This is a genomic window from Duganella phyllosphaerae, from assembly GCF_001758785.1.
GTDB lineage: Bacteria > Pseudomonadota > Gammaproteobacteria > Burkholderiales > Burkholderiaceae_D > Rugamonas > Rugamonas phyllosphaerae.
In genome coordinates, this window is the sequence record NZ_LROM01000077.1 from 62,920 (window position 1) to 79,749 (window position 16,830).

Consider the following 16,830-nt stretch of genomic DNA (forward strand, 5'->3'; position numbering starts at 1 on the left):
AAAGTCGTCATCCTCGCGCACGCGGGGATCCATGGAACGCATGATCAGCCAGCAAACCCCGGAACTCCTCCGCATCCACCGGCTTGCTGAAGTAAAACCCCTGCATCTCGTCACAATCCTGCTGCCGTAAAAACGCCAGCTGTTCCGCCGTTTCCACTCCTTCCGCAATGGTTTTGAGCCCCAAACTGCGCGCCATGTTGATGATGGCGCTCACGATCGCCTTGTCCTCGGCATCGGTGCTGATGTCGCGCACGAACGACTTGTCGATCTTCAGCTTATAGACCTTGAACTTTTTCAGGTGGCTCAGCGACGAGTAACCGGTACCGAAATCGTCGATCGACATGCGGATACCGCGCTCGTGCAGGTGGTTCATCATGGTGATGGCGCCTTGCGGGTCGTGCAGCGCCACGCCTTCGGTCAGTTCCAGTTCCAGGTACTCGGGCGGCAGGCCTTCTTCCAGCAGGATTTGCGATACCAGTTCCGGCAGCTCGGTGTCGCGGAACTGGGTGGCTGACAGGTTCACCGCCATCACCAGCGGCGGCAGGCCGGCGTCCAGCCACGCGCGCGCCTGGCGCACGGCCTGGCGCAGCACCCAGGCGCCGATCGGCAATATCAGGCCGCTGTCTTCGGCGGCGGGGATGAATTCGACCGGCGAGATGTCGCCCAGCTCCGGCGTGGTCCAGCGCAGCAAGGCTTCCGCGCCGACGATGCGCTGATCTGGCAAGGCCACCTGCGGCTGGTACACCACGCGCAGCTGGCCGCGCTCGATCGCATAGCGCAGCAGGTTGACCAGTTGCAGGTGGCGCGCCGCGCGCTGGTGCATGGCGGCGGTGAAGAAGCGATAATCGTGGCGGCCGGCGCGCTTGACCTGGTACATGGCGGCGTCGGCCCGTTGCAGCAGGTTTTCCATGTCGTCACCATCATCTGGGCACAGCGCGATGCCGACCGACGCCGTCACCTTCAGGTCGTGCATCCCAACCCGGAACGGCTGGGCGATCAGTTCCATGATCTTGCGCGCCGCCTCGGTTGCCTCCTGGGCGCCGGCGCCTTGCAGCACGAAGATGAATTCGTCGCCACCCAGGCGCGCCACCATGTCGCCCTCGCGCAGGCCCTGGCGCAGGCGCTTGGCCAGTTCGCACAGCAGGCCGTCGCCCACGCTGTGGCCCAGCGAATCGTTGATGTCCTTGAAGTGGTCGAGGTCGAGCATCATCAGCGCCAGCGGCGCACCCTGGGCGCGTGCCTGGTCCAGCGCGCGCAGCGTGTGCTCCTGCAATTGCGCCCGGTTGGGCAGGCCGGTGAGGGTGTCGAAGTGGGCCAGGTACTGGATCCGTTCGTCGGTCTGTTCGCGCTGGCGTTCGCGGTCGAAATTCTTCAGCGCGAATTCGATATCGCTGGCCATTTCGCTGAACAGCGCCTGCACTTCCGGGTCGAAGGCATCCGCTGCGGTGGAATAGGCGGAGATAAATCCCGTGATGGCGCCGTGGCGATGCAAGGGAATCGACATCGCCGCGCGCCAGCCGCAGCGCTCCGAATGCTGGCGCCACAGCGGCGAGAGCGGCACCTGGCCGAAGTCCTGGCACCAGAACGGCGCGTCGTCGCGGTACGCGGCGGCGGCGGGACCGCGCCCCTCCGGCAGCGCCGGATCGACCGAAATCGGTTGCTGGTTCAGATAGTCGATATGGTCGCCGGCGCCGGCCACCGGGGTGACCCGCAGCGAGTCCGGATCGAGCAGGCCGACCCACGCCAGCGACATGCCGCCGTGCGAGACCACGGCATCGCACACGCTGGCGAACAGTTCCTGCTCGTCGCGGCTGCGCACGATGGCCTGGTTGCACTGGCTCAGCGCCGCATACAGCTTGCCCAGGCGTTGGGCGCGGGCCAGCGCGTCGGTACGCTCCTGGGCCACGCTGGCCAGCCGGTGGCGCGATTCGGCCAGCCAGGCCAGCACGCTGTCGCGCGCATTGTCGGGCACTGGCACCGGCGGCGGCTCGGTCATGTCGCCCCGGCCCAGGCGCAGTATCTCCTGCTGCAGCTGGTCCACCGAGCAGCCCAGGGTGGCGTCGAGGCGACGCTTGGCGCGCCACAGCAGCGTCACCAGCACCAGCGCAAACAGGATGAAGCCCAGCCTTGCACCATTCGCTTGCAGCGCCGTGTTTTCCACCGCATGCAGGGTACGCCGTTCGACGCTCTCGGTGACCTGGGCAATCGGCAGCATGATGGCGGCCTTGGCGCGGTGGTAGCTGGCGTCGTACAGCATGGCGCGGGCGGCGGCCAGCGCGTCGGGATCGTCGCCGCCGAAGTCGCGCATGGCCAGGGCCTTGTTCTCGATGCCGGTCAGGCGATCCGATTCGTCCTTGGCCTGGGTGAGCAGGCGCAGCTCGCCGGGCGTAAAGCCGGCCTGGCGCAGCAGGTCGATCAGCGGCACGGCGGCGCCAGGCTGGCGCGGGCGCTTGGCGGGGTCCACCACCAGGTCCCAGTACACATTGTCGTAGCCTTGCGGGCGCGGCACGCGGCCGTCGCGGATGTCGAGCACTTCCTGGTACTGTCGGCGGTATTGCGGGTCGCCGGTGACCACGTAACTGCGCGCCATGCGGGTGAGGTCGTCGGAAGACTGGCGCAGCTCCTCGATCAGTGTGCGCGAGGCGTAGCGCTGCTGGTTGGCGTGGTCGATGCGCTTCTCCGTCCAGACATACAGCAGGAAGGCGACGGTCACGATGAACAGGGCGCCGAAACACGCCCACAGGATGCTGACGAACTGCTTGGGTGCAGGCTGGCGGGAAACTGGCAACTTCATAATGGATGGCGGCAAACGCCCTGTAAGCCTGGAAAACTGACGGATGCGATATATTGCCTGAAAGATAGCGAAGTCAGCGCACGGATGCCGAAACGCTCAGGCCTTTGCGCGCGATAGCCGTAAAACAACGCGACCTTCACCGCAATCGCCGTGGCGCACTATAATATCCGCTCATTTTGCAGCGTTCCGCCATTTTGTTGCCAGTACAACCGGACTTACTCATCTATGCAATACGTCTCTACCCGCGCAGCGCCGTCGCCAGCCACCTCGTCAAACTCCCAACAATTTTCGGACATCCTGCTCGGCGGGCTTGCCACCGACGGCGGCCTGTTCCTGCCGGCCGAGTACCCGCAGGTGACCGGCGCCGAACTCGATGCCTGGCGCAAGCTGTCGTACGCCGAACTGGCGTTTGAAATCCTGCGCAAGTTTGCCACCGACATACCCGAAGCCGACCTGCGCGCGATTACCGCCAAGACCTACACGCCAGAGGTGTACCGCAACGCCCGTCCCGACGAAGATTCGTCGCGCATCACGCCGCTGCGGGTGCTGGAAGAGGGCAACGGCACCAGGCTGCTGTTGCAGGCGTTGTCGAACGGCCCCACGCTGGCGTTCAAGGACATGGCCATGCAATTGCTGGGCAACCTGTTCGAGTACGCGCTGGCCAAGCAGAAAGCGGAACTGAATATTTTTGGCGCCACCTCGGGCGACACCGGCAGCGCGGCCGAATACGCCATGCGCGGCAAGCAGGGCATCCGCGTGTTCATGCTGTCGCCGCACGAAAAAATGAGTGCGTTCCAGGCCGCGCAGATGTTCAGCCTGCAAGACCCCAATATCTACAACATCGCCATCGAAGGTGTGTTCGACGACGCCCAGGACATGGTCAAGGCGGTGTCCAACGACCTGGCATTCAAGACGCGTCACAAGATTGGCACTGTCAATTCGATCAACTGGGCGCGCGTGGTGGCGCAGGTGGTGTACTACTTCCGCGGCTACCTCGAAGCGACTACCTCCAATGACCAAAAGGTGTCGTTCACGGTCCCGTCGGGCAACTTCGGCAATATCTGCGCCGGCCACATCGCCCGCATGATGGGCCTGCCGATCGACAAGCTGGTGGCCGCCACCAACGAAAACGACGTGCTCGACGAATTCTTCCGCACCGGCGTCTACCGCGTGCGCAAGTCGTCGGAGACCTACCACACCAGCAGCCCGTCGATGGACATCTCCAAGGCGTCCAACTTCGAGCGCTTCGTGTACGAACTGGTGGGCCGCGATGGCGACCGCACCCGCGCGCTGTTCCACAAGGTGGAAACTCACGGCGGCTTCGATTTGTCCGGCAAACCGGGCAGCGATGGCGACGAGTTCAAGCTGGTGGCCAGGTATGGCTTCAAGTCGGGCAAGTCCACCCATGAAGACCGCCTCGACACCATCCGCGACGTCGCCGACGACTACGGCATCGTGATCGACACCCATACCGCCGACGGCATCAAGGTCGCGCGCGAACACCTGGAACGCGGCGTGCCGATGATCGTGCTGGAAACCGCGCTGGCCGCCAAGTTCAACGAAACCATTCTCGACGCGCTGGGCGAAGACGCCGAGCGCCCGGACGGCTTCGAGAACATCGAGGACCTGCCGCAAAAGTTCGTGGTCATGAAGGCCGACGTGGAGGCGATGAAAGCCTACATCGCCGCCAACACCGGCCTGTGAGCGGCGCCGTGCCCACTTCCAAGCCGATGCTGACCATGGGCGAGGCGCTGGCGCAGATGCTGGCCGCCGCCCGCCCGGTGGCCGACATCGAAGTCGTGCCCACGCTCGAGGCCAACGGCCGCGTGCTGGCCGAAGCGCAGGTGTCCGGCATGAATGTGCCGGGCCAGGACAATACCCAAATGGACGGCTACGCCGTGCGCGCGGCCGATTGCGTCAGCGGCCACGCCGCGCTCAAGGTGTCGCAGCGCATTCCTGCCGGCCACGTGGGCCAGCCTTTGCAACCGGGTACCGCCGCGCGCATCTTCACCGGCGCCTTGATTCCACCTGGCGCCGATGCAGTCGTGATGCAGGAGCAGTGCGAAGTCTCCGGCCCCGACACCGTCACCATCCGCCACACGCCCAAGACCGGCGAATGGATACGCCGCGCCGGTGAAGACATCACCAGCGGCAGCACCATTCTGCCGGCTGGCGCGCGCCTGCGCAGCCAGGAGCTGGGCCTGGCCGCCTCGGTCGGGCTGGCACAACTGCCAGTGCGGCGCAAGCTGCGCGTGGCCGTGTTCTTCACCGGCGACGAGCTGGCCATGCCGGGCGAGCCGCTCGCTCCCGGCGCCATCTACAATTCCAACCGCTTTACCTTGCGCGCGCTGCTGGAAAACCTCGGCTGCGAGATCACCGATTTCGGCATCGTGCCCGATACGCTGGACGCCACCCGCGCCGTGCTGCGCACCAGCGCCGTCGGCCACGACCTGATCATCACCTCGGGCGGTGTCTCGGTGGGCGAAGAAGACCATATCAAGCCGGCCGTGGAAGCGGAAGGGCGCCTGACCATGTGGCAGATCGCCATCAAGCCCGGCAAGCCGCTGGCGTTCGGCGAGGTGGGGCAGGCCGCGTTCGTCGGCTTGCCCGGCAACCCGGTGTCGAGCTTCATCACGTTCCTGATGTTCGTGCGGCCGTTCATCCTGCGCCTGCAAGGCGTGCAGGGGCCGGTGGCGCCGCGCGCGTTTACCATGCGCGCCGATTTCAACCTGCCCAGGGCCGACCGCCGCAACGAGTTCCTGCGCGCGCGCATCAATGCCGGCGGCGGACTCGAACCGTTCCGCAACCAGAGTTCGGGCGTGCTCACGTCCACGGTCTGGGGCGACGGCGTGATCGACAATCCCCCCAACCGTACCATCGCCGAAGGCGATATGGTCCGGTTCATCCCGTTCAGCGAGTTGATGCACTGATGGCAGTTACCGTTAAATTTTTTGCCAGCGTGCGCGAAGCCGTGGGCGTGTCCACCGAGTCGCTGGCCTTGCCGCCTGGCGTGGCCACCGTGGGCGACCTGCGCACACACCTGGCCGCGCGCGGCGGCAACTGGCGCGCTGCGCTGGAGAGTCCGGCGCTGCGCATGGCCTGCAACCAGGTGATGTGCGATGCGGCCACACCGGTGGCCGATGGCGTGGAAGTGGCGTTTTTTCCGCCGGTGACCGGCGGCTAGGTTTTCCTGGATGCGGTCCCGGTATCATCGCAGCGCGCACACGGCAGGGCCTGCCGGTAACGGCGCCAGTGGCTGTAGGTGAACAGGCCGGCGGCAGCCAGCGCCCACAGCCCGGCGCTCATGTAGTCTGCCGGCGCGGTGGAACCCTTGAACCACTCCACAGCGGCCAGGATCGCAAACAGCGGCAGCGCCGCCAGCAGGTAGCGTTTCAGCCAGAACAATGCGCCCATACCGTCTCCTTCTTATTTTGTTGATCGAAACCCATGCAGCCTAGTGTGCCACCTTTTCGCGTCGCCGTCATCGGCGGCGGCCCGGCGGGCCTGATGGCCGCCGAAACCCTGGCGCGCGGCGGCGCCCAGGTGGATGTGTACGACGCCATGGCCTCGGTCGGCCGCAAGTTCCTGCTGGCCGGGCGCGGCGGCATGAATATCACCCACGCCGAGCCGTATGCCGATTTCGTCACGCGCTATGGCGCCGGTGCGCCGCCATTGCGGCCGCTGCTCGACGCCTTCGGCCCCGAGGCCGTCCGGGCCTGGATACATGGCCTGGGCGTGGAAACCTTCGTCGGCTCGTCCGGCCGCGTGTTCCCCACCGATATGAAGGCGGCGCCGCTGCTGCGCGCGTGGTTACATCGGCTGCGCGAGCACGGCGTGCGGTTCCACATGCGCCATCGCTGGACCGGCTGGAACGGCGCCGCGCTCGTGCTGAACACGCCCGACGGCGAGGTGCAGGTAACAGCGGACGCCGTGGTGCTGGCGCTGGGCGGCGGCAGCTGGGCGCGGCTTGGTTCGGACGGCGCCTGGATCCCGCTGCTGCAGGCGCGCGGGGTGGACGTGGCGCCGCTGGTCCCCGCCAACTGCGGCTTCGACGTCGACTGGAGCGCGCATTTCAGTGAGCGTTACGCGGGCGAGCCGCTGACCACCGTGGCGATCACCTCGGTGGCCGCGGACGGGCGCGAGTTCCGCAAGCAGGGCCAGTTCGTGATCACTGGCGGCGGCGTGGAGGGCAGCCTGATTTATGCGCTGTCGGCGGCGCTGCGCGACCAGATTGCGGCAAATGGCCACACCACCATCCACCTCGACCTGCTGCCCGACCTCTCGGCTGCCCGCGTGCTTGATGAAGTGACGCGCCCGCGCGGCGCCCGCTCGCTGACCAGCCACCTGCAAAGCCGGCTCGGTCTCAAGGGCGTCAAAGCGGGGCTGCTGCGCGAGTGCCTGGACAAGGAATCGTATGCCGAAGCCGAGCTGCTGGCCGGCGCCATCAAGCGCTTGCCGGTGCGGCTGGTGCGGCCACGGCCGCTCGACGAGGCGATCAGCAGCGCCGGCGGCGTGAAGTGGCAGGCGTTGGACGGCGCCATGCTCACCGCAGTACCGGGCGTGTTCGTGGCGGGCGAGATGGTCGACTGGGAGGCGCCGACCGGCGGCTACCTGCTGACGGCGTGCTTTGCCAGTGGCCTGGCTGCTGGGCGCGACGTGCTGGCCTGGCTCGCCGGCCCGCACAACCGGGGCGCGTGACTACTCCCAGCGTACTGAACCCGAGCCCTTGCGGTTGATCTCGCGCTGGTCCGGGTTGCCATACACGGCCAGGTTGCCGCTGCCCTGCAATTCGATCTCGGCAGCGCGGCGCGCAAACACGTGGCCCGAACCGGATCCCTTGAGCATCACTTCCACCCGGTCCGCCGCCAGGTGGCGGGCGTCGAGGGTGCCGGAACCGGCCAGTTGCATCTCCATGACCTGGCAGCTGCCGGCGGCCGTAATCCGGCCCGAGCCCATCAACTCCAGTTCCACGTGCTGGCCGCTGCCGGCATTGAGCGCCAGGTTGCCGCTGCCGTGCACCGCCGCGCTGAGCTTGCGATAACGGCCGTTGAACGCCACGTCGCCCGAGCCCATCAGTTGCAGGTCCATGCGTTCGCCATTAAAACCGCTGACCTTGACGTTGCCGCTGCTGCGCACCACCAGTTCCTGCAATTGCGGCAGTACCAGCTCCACCTGCAGGCGGTGGCGCGGATTGAGCAACATGCCGGTGGTGCGGATTTGCAGGTCGCGGCCATCCTGCTCGGTGGCGATATTGGCCAGCGAGCGCTGTTCGCCACGCACCTTGAGCGAGGCGACCGGTCCTTGCGTGAGGACCAGGTCGATCGGTCCGGTGATATCGACCACCGACGCCATGGCGTCAATGCGGCGTACCTCGCTCGAGAGCGAACGGCCAGCGCTGCTGGCCGGGTTGGCGGCGCCGTACGACTTGAGGAAGCTGTAGCTGATGCCGATCAGCACGAAGGCGAACAGCAGCAGGCTGAAACCGATTTTCATCAGGGAGCGCATGGTGGGCCTCTCAATGTCCGCGCAACAGCGACATATTCATGGCCGCGTACCGGCGCATGCCGACCAGGGTGTAGCGGGTGAGCACGATGCACACCAGGCACAGGCCAATACCGCCCAGCACCAGTCCGAGGCCGATCAGGGTCTGGGTGGTGCGGGCGCCGCTGTCGAAGTCGGTGGTGATGGTCATGTCGCCGGTGGCCACGGCTTCGGCGCGGTCCCAGATGCGGGCGTTGCGGCTGCCGGCGTCCGGGGCGAGGTTGCCGACATTGCCAACATTGCCGACATTACCACCAGTGCTGGTTTCGGGCTCGCGAAACACCTGCACGCCGCGGCTGGTGATCGCCACCTTCCAGCCCATGGCCTGTTCTTCCTCTTCGCGGGTATCGAAGTGTGAATTGGTCAGCGCCATCACCTGGCGGATCGGGCCTTGCAGCGCCAGTTCGTTTTGCCCGGACAGGCCGCTGGCGGTCACCGCCACGCCGCCGATGTAGCAGCTGAATGCCGACAGGTACGCAGCCAGCAGCAGCGACGCATACACCATGGCCGGAATTACCATGAACAGGTTAAAAAAGGACAAACCGACCAGCGAGCCCACAGTCCGGAGGATGTGGCGCGGCGGCGGTGGTGACTGGCGGGCTGTCTCGGGTTTCATGATGTTCAATCGTTGTTGCTGTCGATGTTGGCACTGTACGCAAGCACGCAGAGCCGCGCCACCGGCATGTGACAGTCTGCGTAAATTGCGGTACAGGCGACACGCCCGTGCGCCAGTCCGTCAAGCGGGCTCAGGGTTCCACACCATTGAGCAGGCGCGCGGCAGCCACGCCGCTGCGCACGGCCGATTCGATGGTGGCCGGGTAAGCGCCGGCGGTGTAGTCGCCCGCCAGCGCCAGGCCCGGCAAACCGGTGTCGTTGGCCGGGCGCACCAGGCCGGGCGTGCTGGCGTGGGTGGCGCGTTTTTCAGTGATCACCTTGAACCATTGCGGCCGGCCCAGCTCGGGGCGCTGGAACGCGACCGCCAGTTGCACCGCCACGGCTTCAGCCAGTAAATCCTGCTGCTCGGCGGCGGCGCTGGCCGAAGCGCTGATGACCACCGCCAGCAAGCCGGCCTGGCTGGCGTCGAGCTGGCCGCGGTCGAATACGAACTGGCCCCATTCGTGGTTGTCCGGATCGTCGAGCAGGGCGTAGAACGGCGAATCGAGCCCGATATCGCTGGCAAACTGCAGGTAGACGGTGGTGATGGTTTCCGGTTCGAGCGCGGTGAGACTGGCGCAAACCGCCCCTGTGTCGCAATCGGCGATGCCGTGCAGTAACGTCGCCGCCTGGTTGGGGCCGGTGGCGACGACCACGCCGTTGAAATAAGTGCTCCAGGTGCCGCCAACGGCGGCGCCGCTGATGTCGGCCTGCCACAGCCGCCCTTCGATCGAGCGCAGCGCCTGCACCTTGGCGCCGGTGCGGACTGCGCCGCCATGGCCTTCGATATATTTCGCCGCCGCCTCGGGCATCAGGGCCGACAGGTCCACGCGCGGCACCAGCATGTCGGAGGCAGCGCGGCGCGCTCCCAGGCTGTCGCGCAGCACGGCCAGGAACACTTGTGCGGAAGCGCGTTCCGGCGGCGTGTTGAGCGCCGCCAGGCACAGCGGACGCCACAGCAGCCGCGTCAGGCGCGCGGTCTGGTCGTAGCGTTCCAGCAGCTCGGTCACCGTGCAGTCCTGGTGTAATTGCCAGTCCATCCAGCGCGCGGTGGACGAAAAGCGCAGCAAGCTCAGCTTGTCGGCACGGTCCAGGCCCTGGCTGCGGAACAGCGCCACTGCAAGGTGCAGTGGCGCCGGCAAACGCGGGGCGATGAAGTCCATGCCGCCGGGGCCACCGGCCACGCGCGGATAACGCATCTGTAAAGGCAGGTTCAGCAACGCCTGGGCCGGATCGACACCGACCAGTTGCATCACACGCAGGGTTTCGCTGTAGGCGCCCAGCAGGATGTGCTGGCCGTTGTCGAGCTGCTTGCGGTCGGTTTCGATGCGGCGCGCGCGGCCACCGAGCACGCGCGCGGCCTCGAACAACGTGACCTTGAAGCCGGCGCGCGCCAGTTCCACGGCCGCCGTGCAGCCGGCCCAGCCACCGCCGATGACGGCCACCGACCGGCCCACATCGTTGCCGCCCTTGGGTGCCAGGCGTTTGTCGGCGCCGTTGTCGGCCCGCTGGTCAGGCGCCTTGTCAGCGATGTTGGACGCTACGTGCTCAGCCACGGACATAGGTCTTCCACGCCAGCCACAGCTTGCGGATCGGCGTGAGCGAGATGCGCTGGGTGAGCACGTGGTAGCCGTCGGCCTGCACTTCGTCGAGCACGGTGCGGTAGATGGCCGCCATCATCAGGCCCGGGCGCTGGGCGCGGCGGTCCTGCTTTGGCAGCAGGGCAAACGCGTCGTCGTAGGCTTGCTGCGCGCGCGCCACCTGGAACGCCATCAACTGCTCGAACTTTTCCGAGTGGCGGGCATTGAGCAGGTCGGCTGCGGTGACGCCGAACTGTTGTAATTCGTTCACTGGCAGGTAGATGCGGCCCTTGCGCGCATCTTCGCCCACGTCGCGGATGATGTTGGTGAGCTGGAAGGCATGACCCAGCTTTTCGGCATACTGCAAGGTTTGCGGCGTGGTCACGCCAAAAATACTGGCCGACAGGATGCCCACCACGCTGGCCACGTGCCAGCAGTAGCGGGTGAGGGCGGCGTAGTCGAGGTAGCGGGTCTGGTTGAGGTCCATCTCCATGCCGTCGATGATGGCTTGCACGTGTTCCTGCTTGAGGTCGTACACCGCGAGATGCGGTTGCAGCGCTTGCGTGACCGGGTGCGACTGGCGGCCTTCATACATGCCAGCGATTTCCTTGCGCCACCATTCCAGCTTGATGCGGGCGACCGACTCGTCGGTGCAGTCGTCCACGGTATCGTCCACCTCGCGGCAAAACGCGTACAGGGCGGTAATGGCGCGACGACGCTCCGGCGTGAGAAACAGGAAGCTGTAATAAAAACTGGAGCCGCTTTGCGCGGTCTTTTGCTGGCAGTAGTCGTCGGGGGACATGAATAAAAAAGCAAGGTTGGCCTATCGAAGCCGCTATTTTATAGTGTCGCGCCCTGTAACGGGGCCGATTTCATCCTCTGCTTCATGCGGACGGCCGACCAGAACACGTTGATCCAATCGCGCCGGTCCAGCTTGGGCCGGTGGCGGAACACGTCGTATTGCACGCGCTCGATCTCGTCGAGAATTTTCAGGCCGCCTTGCACCACCATGCGCAACTCGAAACCGATGCGCCCCTTCATGCGCAGCGCCAGCGGCGCGCCGCTCAGCATCAGCGCGCGGGCGCGGGTCACTTCGAATTTCATCATGGCGCGCCAGCGTGGCCGCGAGTCCGGGGCATCGAGCGCGCCGGGCAGGATCGCATAGCGGTTCAGGTCTTCCAGCGGCAGGTAGATGCGCTCCTTGTGCAGGTCGATCGCCACGTCCTGCAGGAAATTGATCAGTTGCAGGGCACTGCAGATGGCGTCCGAATCGCGCAGGTTGTCTGCGGTGGCCTGGCCGTACAGGTGCAACATCAGGTGGCCGACCGGGTTGGCCGAGCGCGCGCAATAGTCGAGCAGGTCGGCGTAGGTGGCGTAGCGGTGCACGGTCACGTCCTGCTTGAAGGCGGACAGCAGCGCGTACATCGGCTTGAGCGGCAAGTCGTACTGGCGCACCACCACGGCCAGGCGCTCGAACAGCGGACTGTGGCCGGTGGCGCCCTGTGCGATGCGGTCGAGCGCGGCTTCGTAGGCGCTCAGGTCGGCCAGGCGCTGTTCCGGCGTGGCGTCGCCTTCGTCGGCAATGTCGTCGGCGCTGCGGGCGAAGGCGTAGATCGCTTCAACAGCGGGGCGTAGCTTTTTCGGTAACAGAATCGACGCGACGGGGAAGTTTTCGTAGTGTTCTACAGGCATGTAGTTGTGGCCTAAAGCAGTTTATTGCAGATTTTTGAGTTGATGACTCAAAAGTCATTTGCAAAGCAGTTTCCGCAGCTTATAATTAATTAACGGAAAGTCATTTATTTCTAACCCGTAATGGTAGTGCCAATTTGCCGTTGAGAGCAAGGAAAAGGAAAGTATCGTGGTCTCCTCCAGATTCCCCCGTTTGACCCCTGTTTGTTTGAGCCCTATTCCTTTGAGATCTATTTATATAGTAGTTGCGTGTGCGGCGCTGTCCGCGTGTTCCAAGCCGGTTGAAAAGACCGAGGATATCCGCCCGGTGCGGGTGATGGTGCTGGCCGGCAGCGATGTCGATGTCAATGCCGAGTTTGCTGGCGAGGTGCGGGCGCGGGTCGAATCGCGCCTCGGATTCCGCGTGGGTGGCAAGATCGTCAGCCGCAAAGTCGATGTCGGTACGCTGGTCAGGCGCGGCCAGGTGCTGATGGCGCTCGATCCGCAGGATCTCAAATTGTCGCAGGCGCAGGCCATGGCCTCGCTGCGCTCGGCGGAAACCAGCCGTGACCTGGCCAAGGCCGACGCCCAGCGCTACCGCGAACTGCGCGCCAGGAATTTTGTCAGCCAGGCCGTGCTCGATGAAAAGGAATCGACGTTGAAAGCGGCGCAAGCCTCGGTCGACGCCCAGCAGGCGCTCTACAGCGGCCAGTCCAACCAGGCCGCCTACGCCACCTTGACGTCCGACGTCGACGGCGTCGTCACGCAAGTCGATGCCGAAGTGGGGCAGGTGGTCTCACCGGGCACACCGGTGGTGCAGGTGGCCAAGGCCGGCGAGAAGGAAATCGTTATCGGTTTGCCTGAGGACAAGGTCGATACCTTGCGCAAGGTCACCGACGTGCAGGTGCGGCTGTGGTCCGACCCCAGCCGCGCGGTCGCTGGCAAGATCCGTGAAATTTCGCCGGTGGCCGACCCGGCCACCCGCACCTACACCGCCAAGGTGACCGTACCCGATACCCTGGACGCCAAGCTTGGCATGACCGCCGTCGTGCAATTCGCCTCGCGCACGGCCACGCCGCAGATCAAGGTGCCTTTGACTGCCTTGTTCCACGAAAAATCGGCCACCTCGGTGTGGGTGGTGGAAAACGGCGCCGTCAAGCTGGTGCCGGTCACCGTGGCGGGCGCTGCCGGCAACGACCTGGTGTTGTCCAGTGGCGTCAAGCCGGGCCAGTCGGTGGTGACCGCCGGCGTCAACCTGCTCAAGCCGGGCCAGAAGGTGACCATCCTTGGTAACGATGTGCCGGTTGCGCCGGCCGCTCCTGCCGCGCCGGCAGCCGCTGCCAAGCCTGCAATCGGGGCCGCCAAATGAAAGGTGGCTTCAACCTCTCGCGCTGGGCGCTCGAACACATCCCGCTGACGCGCTACCTGATGGCGGTGCTGCTGATCGGCGGCGCGCTCGCCTACAGCAACCTGGGCCAGGACGAGGACCCGCCGTTTACGTTCCGCGCAATGGTGGTGCGCGCCATGTGGCCGGGCGCGACCGCCCTGCAGATGGCCGAGCAAGTCACCGACAAGCTGGAAAAGAAACTCCAGGAAACGCCTGGCATCGATGAAATCAGCAGCTACTCCAAGCCGGGCGAGACGCTGATCATCCTCAAGCTGCGCGAATCGACGTCGCCCAAGGACGTGCCCACGTCGTGGTACCAGGTGCGCAAGAAGATCGGCGACATTGCAGGGACCCTGCCGCCGGGCGTGGTGGGACCGTTCTTCAACGACGAGTTCGGCGATACCTATGGCTCGATCTTCGCGCTCTCGGGTGACGGTTTCAACTATGCCGAAGTCAAGGAATATGCCGACTTCGTGCGCCAGCGCCTGCTCAAAGTGCCTTCCGTGGCCAAGGTGGAGCTGTTCGGCGTGCAGGATGAAAAACTGGTCATCGAGTTCTCGCACAAGAAATTCGCCCAGCTCGGCATTCCGATCGAGACCATTGCCAACCAGATCGCCACGCAAAACAGCGTGGAATCGACCGGCGTGCTGGTCACGCCCACCGACAACCTGCAAGTACGGGTGACCGGCGCGCTGAAAACCCCGAAAGACCTCGAGCAGCTCGAGCTGCGCGCCAACGGCACCACGTTCCGCCTCGGCGACTTTGCCACCATCAAGCGAACCTACCAGGACCCGCCGAGCGACAAGATGCGCTTCAACGGCAAGGAAGTGATCGGCCTGGGTGTGTCGATGGAAAAGGGCGGCAACATCATCGTGCTGGGCCAGAACATGGAAAAGACCGTGGCCGAGATCAAGGCCAAGCTGCCGGTCGGCATCACGCTCGAGCGCGTGTCGGACCAGCCGCAAGCGGTCAAGGCATCGGTGGGCGAGTTCGTCCATACACTGATCGAGGCGGTGCTGATCGTGCTGGCGGTGAGTTTTGTCGCGCTCGGCTTGCACACCAAGCCGTTCCGCCTCGACGTGCGGCCGGGCCTGGTGGTGGCGCTGTCAATCCCGCTGGTGCTGGCCGTGACGTTCCTGTTCATGCGCATGCTCGATATCGACCTGCACAAGATTTCGCTGGGCGCGCTGATCATTGCACTGGGCTTGCTGGTGGACGACGCCATCATCGCGGTGGAAATGATGGTGCGCAAGATGGAGGAGGGCATGTCGCGCTTCGATGCGGCCACCTTCGCCTACACGTCCACCGCGATCCCGATGCTGACCGGCACCCTGATCACGGTCGCAGGCTTTCTGCCGATCGGGCTGGCCAAGTCGGCAGCCGGCGAATACACGTTCTCGCTGTTCTCCGTCAATGCCCTGGCGCTGGTCATTTCGTGGGTGGTGGCGGTAACGTTTACGCCGTATCTCGGTTTCCTGCTGCTCAAGGTAAAGCCGCACGCGGACGGACATAGTGATCACGACATTTTCGACACCCCCGGTTTCCGCCGCTTCCGCGCCGTGGTCAACTGGTGCGTGGAATTCCGCAAGACCACCATCGTCGCCACCTTGCTGGTGTTTGCGCTGGGCATTTACGGCTTCAGTTTCATCGAAAAGCAGTTCTTCCCCGACTCCAGCCGGCCCGAACTGATGGTTGAGCTGTGGACGCCGGAAGGCACCAGCTTTACCGCCAACGAGGCGCAGGTGAAAAAGTTCGAAGCCTTCGTGAGCAAATTGCCGGGCGTGGTCAGTGTGACCAGCTACGTCGGCACCGGCAGCCCGCGCTTTTACTTGCCGCTCGACCAGATCTTCCCGCAGTCGAACGTCTCGCAAATCGTCGTGCTGCCGAAGGACCTGGCCGCGCGGGCGTCCTTGCGCGAGCAGATCACCAAGGTGTTCGAAAAGGACTTCCCGGAAGTGCGCGGCAGGGTGAAACTGTTGCCTAACGGCCCGCCGGTACCGTACCCGGTGCAGTTCCGCGTGACCGGCACCGAAGTGGCCAAGGTGCGCGCGATTGCCGACCAGGTCAAGGACATCATGCGCGCCAATCCGAACGCGATCGGTGTCAACGACAACTGGAACGAATCGGTCAAGGTGCTGCGCCTGGACCTGGACCAGGACAAGATGCGCGCGCTGGGCGTGACGTCGCAAACGGTGATGCGCGCCGCCAACACCATCCTGTCCGGCACGACGGTAGGGCAGTTCCGCGAAGATATCCGCCTGATCGATATCCAGATTCGCCAGCCGATCAATGAGCGCAACACGATTTCCGTGCTCAACGACACCAACATCCCGACCGCCAGCGGCAAGTACGTGCCGATCAGCCAGCTGGCGCGGGCGCATTTCGTGTGGGAACCGGGCGTAGTGTGGCGGGAAGGGCGCGAATGGGCGATCACCGTGCAGGCCGACGTCGGCGATCATATCCAAGGCGCTACCGTGTCCGGCCAGATCGACCCGGAACTGGCGAAGCTGCGCGCCGCGCTGCCGGCCGGTTACGCGATCACCGTCAAGGGCGCCGCCGCCGACAGCGGCACGGCCGAAGCGTCGATCGCGGCCAACCTGCCGCTGGCGATCTTCATCATCTTCACGCTGTTGATGTTGCAGTTGCACAGTTTCTCGCGGGCGCTGCTGGTGTTCCTGACCGGGCCGCTGGGCGTGGCGGGGGCGGCGATGGCCTTGCTGCTGCTGGGCCGGCCGCTTGGCTTTGTGGCCAATCTCGGCATCATTGCGCTGTTCGGCATGATCATCCGCAACTCGGTGATCCTGGTGGACCAGATCGAGCAGGATATCGCCGCCGGCCATGATCCGTGGACCGCGATCGTCGAATCGGCGGTGCGCCGCTGCCGGCCGATCATCCTCACCGCTGCTGCGGCGGCGCTGGCGATGATACCGTTGTCACGGTCGGTATTCTGGGGACCGATGGCAGTGGCCATCATGGGCGGGTTGATTCTGGCCACGGCATTGACCCTGCTGTTCCTGCCGGCGCTGTACGCGGCGTGGTTCCGGGTCAAGAAACCGGTTGCCCCGAAAGCGATAAGCCCCCCCTAAGCTTAGGGTCGGACCCCGAACGGGGTCCGACCCTGGTCGGTTTTGCGGGTTAAAAGAGTGAAGATAAGCGAAAAATGCCGCATTAATCCGCTTGGTTTAAAAAACACCACATTTCACTAA

At 65.0% G+C, this 16,830-nt stretch carries 13 protein-coding genes; 6 read left to right on the forward strand and 7 right to left on the reverse strand.

The window, feature by feature from the left end; translation table 11 throughout:
* Window positions 1-7 precede the first annotated feature (7 nt).
* Window positions 8-2,794, reverse strand: coding sequence for a putative bifunctional diguanylate cyclase/phosphodiesterase (locus tag DUPY_RS10195; RefSeq protein WP_070247722.1), 2,787 nt, complete (start codon window positions 2,792-2,794; stop codon window positions 8-10).
* A gap of 225 nt (window positions 2,795-3,019) precedes the next feature.
* Between DUPY_RS10195 and thrC the strand changes: the two genes are divergently transcribed.
* From thrC to moaD, 3 genes are read left to right on the forward strand one after another with little or no spacing between them, the layout of a single operon-like run.
* A complete protein-coding gene (thrC, locus tag DUPY_RS10200; RefSeq protein ID WP_070247723.1) occupies window positions 3,020-4,498 on the forward strand; it encodes a threonine synthase in 1,479 nt (492 codons plus the stop codon).
* A gap of 26 nt (window positions 4,499-4,524) precedes the next feature.
* Window positions 4,525-5,724, forward strand: a complete 1,200-nt coding sequence (locus tag DUPY_RS10205) for a molybdopterin molybdotransferase MoeA (protein ID WP_070247788.1) — start codon at window positions 4,525-4,527, stop codon at window positions 5,722-5,724.
* Complete coding sequence (gene moaD, locus DUPY_RS10210) at window positions 5,724-5,978, forward strand: molybdopterin converting factor subunit 1 (RefSeq protein ID WP_070247724.1); 255 nt, start codon at window positions 5,724-5,726, stop codon at window positions 5,976-5,978. Before DUPY_RS10205 ends, moaD begins: the two co-directional genes overlap by 1 nt.
* On the opposite strand, the gene DUPY_RS10215 is transcribed toward moaD, so the two are convergent.
* Complete coding sequence (locus DUPY_RS10215; RefSeq protein ID WP_070247725.1) at window positions 5,975-6,208, reverse strand: hypothetical protein; 234 nt, start codon at window positions 6,206-6,208, stop codon at window positions 5,975-5,977. The genes moaD and DUPY_RS10215 overlap by 4 nt on opposite strands.
* A gap of 33 nt (window positions 6,209-6,241) precedes the next feature.
* Here DUPY_RS10215 and DUPY_RS10220 point away from each other — a divergent pair, with 33 nt between their 5' ends.
* Window positions 6,242-7,492: a TIGR03862 family flavoprotein gene (locus DUPY_RS10220; RefSeq protein WP_070247726.1), complete on the forward strand. Its 1,251-nt coding sequence runs from the start codon at window positions 6,242-6,244 to the stop codon at window positions 7,490-7,492.
* Here DUPY_RS10220 and DUPY_RS10225 read toward each other — a convergent pair whose 3' ends face one another.
* The 5 genes from DUPY_RS10225 to hpnC form a co-directional block, all read right to left on the reverse strand.
* On the reverse strand, window positions 7,493-8,299 hold the full coding sequence (locus DUPY_RS10225; protein ID WP_070247727.1) for a head GIN domain-containing protein: 807 nt from the start codon (window positions 8,297-8,299) through the stop codon (window positions 7,493-7,495).
* A 10-nt stretch (window positions 8,300-8,309) separates the two neighbouring features.
* Window positions 8,310-8,951, reverse strand: a complete 642-nt coding sequence (locus tag DUPY_RS10230) for a DUF1700 domain-containing protein (RefSeq protein ID WP_229255319.1) — start codon at window positions 8,949-8,951, stop codon at window positions 8,310-8,312.
* Window positions 8,952-9,081: 130 nt separating this feature from the next.
* Window positions 9,082-10,551: a hydroxysqualene dehydroxylase HpnE gene (hpnE, locus tag DUPY_RS10235; RefSeq protein WP_084640645.1), complete on the reverse strand. Its 1,470-nt coding sequence runs from the start codon at window positions 10,549-10,551 to the stop codon at window positions 9,082-9,084.
* Entirely contained in the window at window positions 10,538-11,371 is an 834-nt protein-coding gene (hpnD, locus tag DUPY_RS10240; RefSeq protein WP_070247729.1) for a presqualene diphosphate synthase HpnD, read from the reverse strand. Before hpnD ends, hpnE begins: the two co-directional genes overlap by 14 nt.
* A 38-nt stretch (window positions 11,372-11,409) precedes the next feature.
* Window positions 11,410-12,261 (reverse strand): squalene synthase HpnC, encoded by an 852-nt coding sequence (gene hpnC, locus DUPY_RS10245; RefSeq protein ID WP_070247730.1) that lies wholly within the window; start codon window positions 12,259-12,261, stop codon window positions 11,410-11,412.
* Window positions 12,262-12,481: 220 nt separating this feature from the next.
* Between hpnC and DUPY_RS10250 the strand changes: the two genes are divergently transcribed.
* Complete coding sequence (locus tag DUPY_RS10250; protein WP_141749502.1) at window positions 12,482-13,606, forward strand: efflux RND transporter periplasmic adaptor subunit; 1,125 nt, start codon at window positions 12,482-12,484, stop codon at window positions 13,604-13,606.
* Window positions 13,603-16,710, forward strand: coding sequence for an efflux RND transporter permease subunit (locus DUPY_RS10255; protein ID WP_070247732.1), 3,108 nt, complete (start codon window positions 13,603-13,605; stop codon window positions 16,708-16,710). Before DUPY_RS10250 ends, DUPY_RS10255 begins: the two co-directional genes overlap by 4 nt.
* Window positions 16,711-16,830 lie beyond the last annotated feature (120 nt).

Coding starts and splice junctions, on each gene's coding strand:
- DUPY_RS10225 (WP_070247727.1), bottom strand. CDS start 8,299: ATGCGCTCCCTGATGAAAATCGGTTTCAGCCTGCTGCTGTTCGCCTTC.
- DUPY_RS10195 (WP_070247722.1), bottom strand. CDS start 2,794: ATGAAGTTGCCAGTTTCCCGCCAGCCTGCACCCAAGCAGTTCGTCAGC.
- moaD (WP_070247724.1), top strand. CDS start 5,724: ATGGCAGTTACCGTTAAATTTTTTGCCAGCGTGCGCGAAGCCGTGGGC.
- hpnD (WP_070247729.1), bottom strand. CDS start 11,371: ATGTCCCCCGACGACTACTGCCAGCAAAAGACCGCGCAAAGCGGCTCC.
- hpnE (WP_084640645.1), bottom strand. CDS start 10,551: ATGTCCGTGGCTGAGCACGTAGCGTCCAACATCGCTGACAAGGCGCCT.
- DUPY_RS10255 (WP_070247732.1), top strand. CDS start 13,603: ATGAAAGGTGGCTTCAACCTCTCGCGCTGGGCGCTCGAACACATCCCG.
- DUPY_RS10230 (WP_229255319.1), bottom strand. CDS start 8,951: ATGAAACCCGAGACAGCCCGCCAGTCACCACCGCCGCCGCGCCACATC.
- hpnC (WP_070247730.1), bottom strand. CDS start 12,261: ATGCCTGTAGAACACTACGAAAACTTCCCCGTCGCGTCGATTCTGTTA.
- thrC (WP_070247723.1), top strand. CDS start 3,020: ATGCAATACGTCTCTACCCGCGCAGCGCCGTCGCCAGCCACCTCGTCA.
- DUPY_RS10205 (WP_070247788.1), top strand. CDS start 4,525: ATGCTGACCATGGGCGAGGCGCTGGCGCAGATGCTGGCCGCCGCCCGC.
- DUPY_RS10215 (WP_070247725.1), bottom strand. CDS start 6,208: ATGGGCGCATTGTTCTGGCTGAAACGCTACCTGCTGGCGGCGCTGCCG.
- DUPY_RS10220 (WP_070247726.1), top strand. CDS start 6,242: ATGCAGCCTAGTGTGCCACCTTTTCGCGTCGCCGTCATCGGCGGCGGC.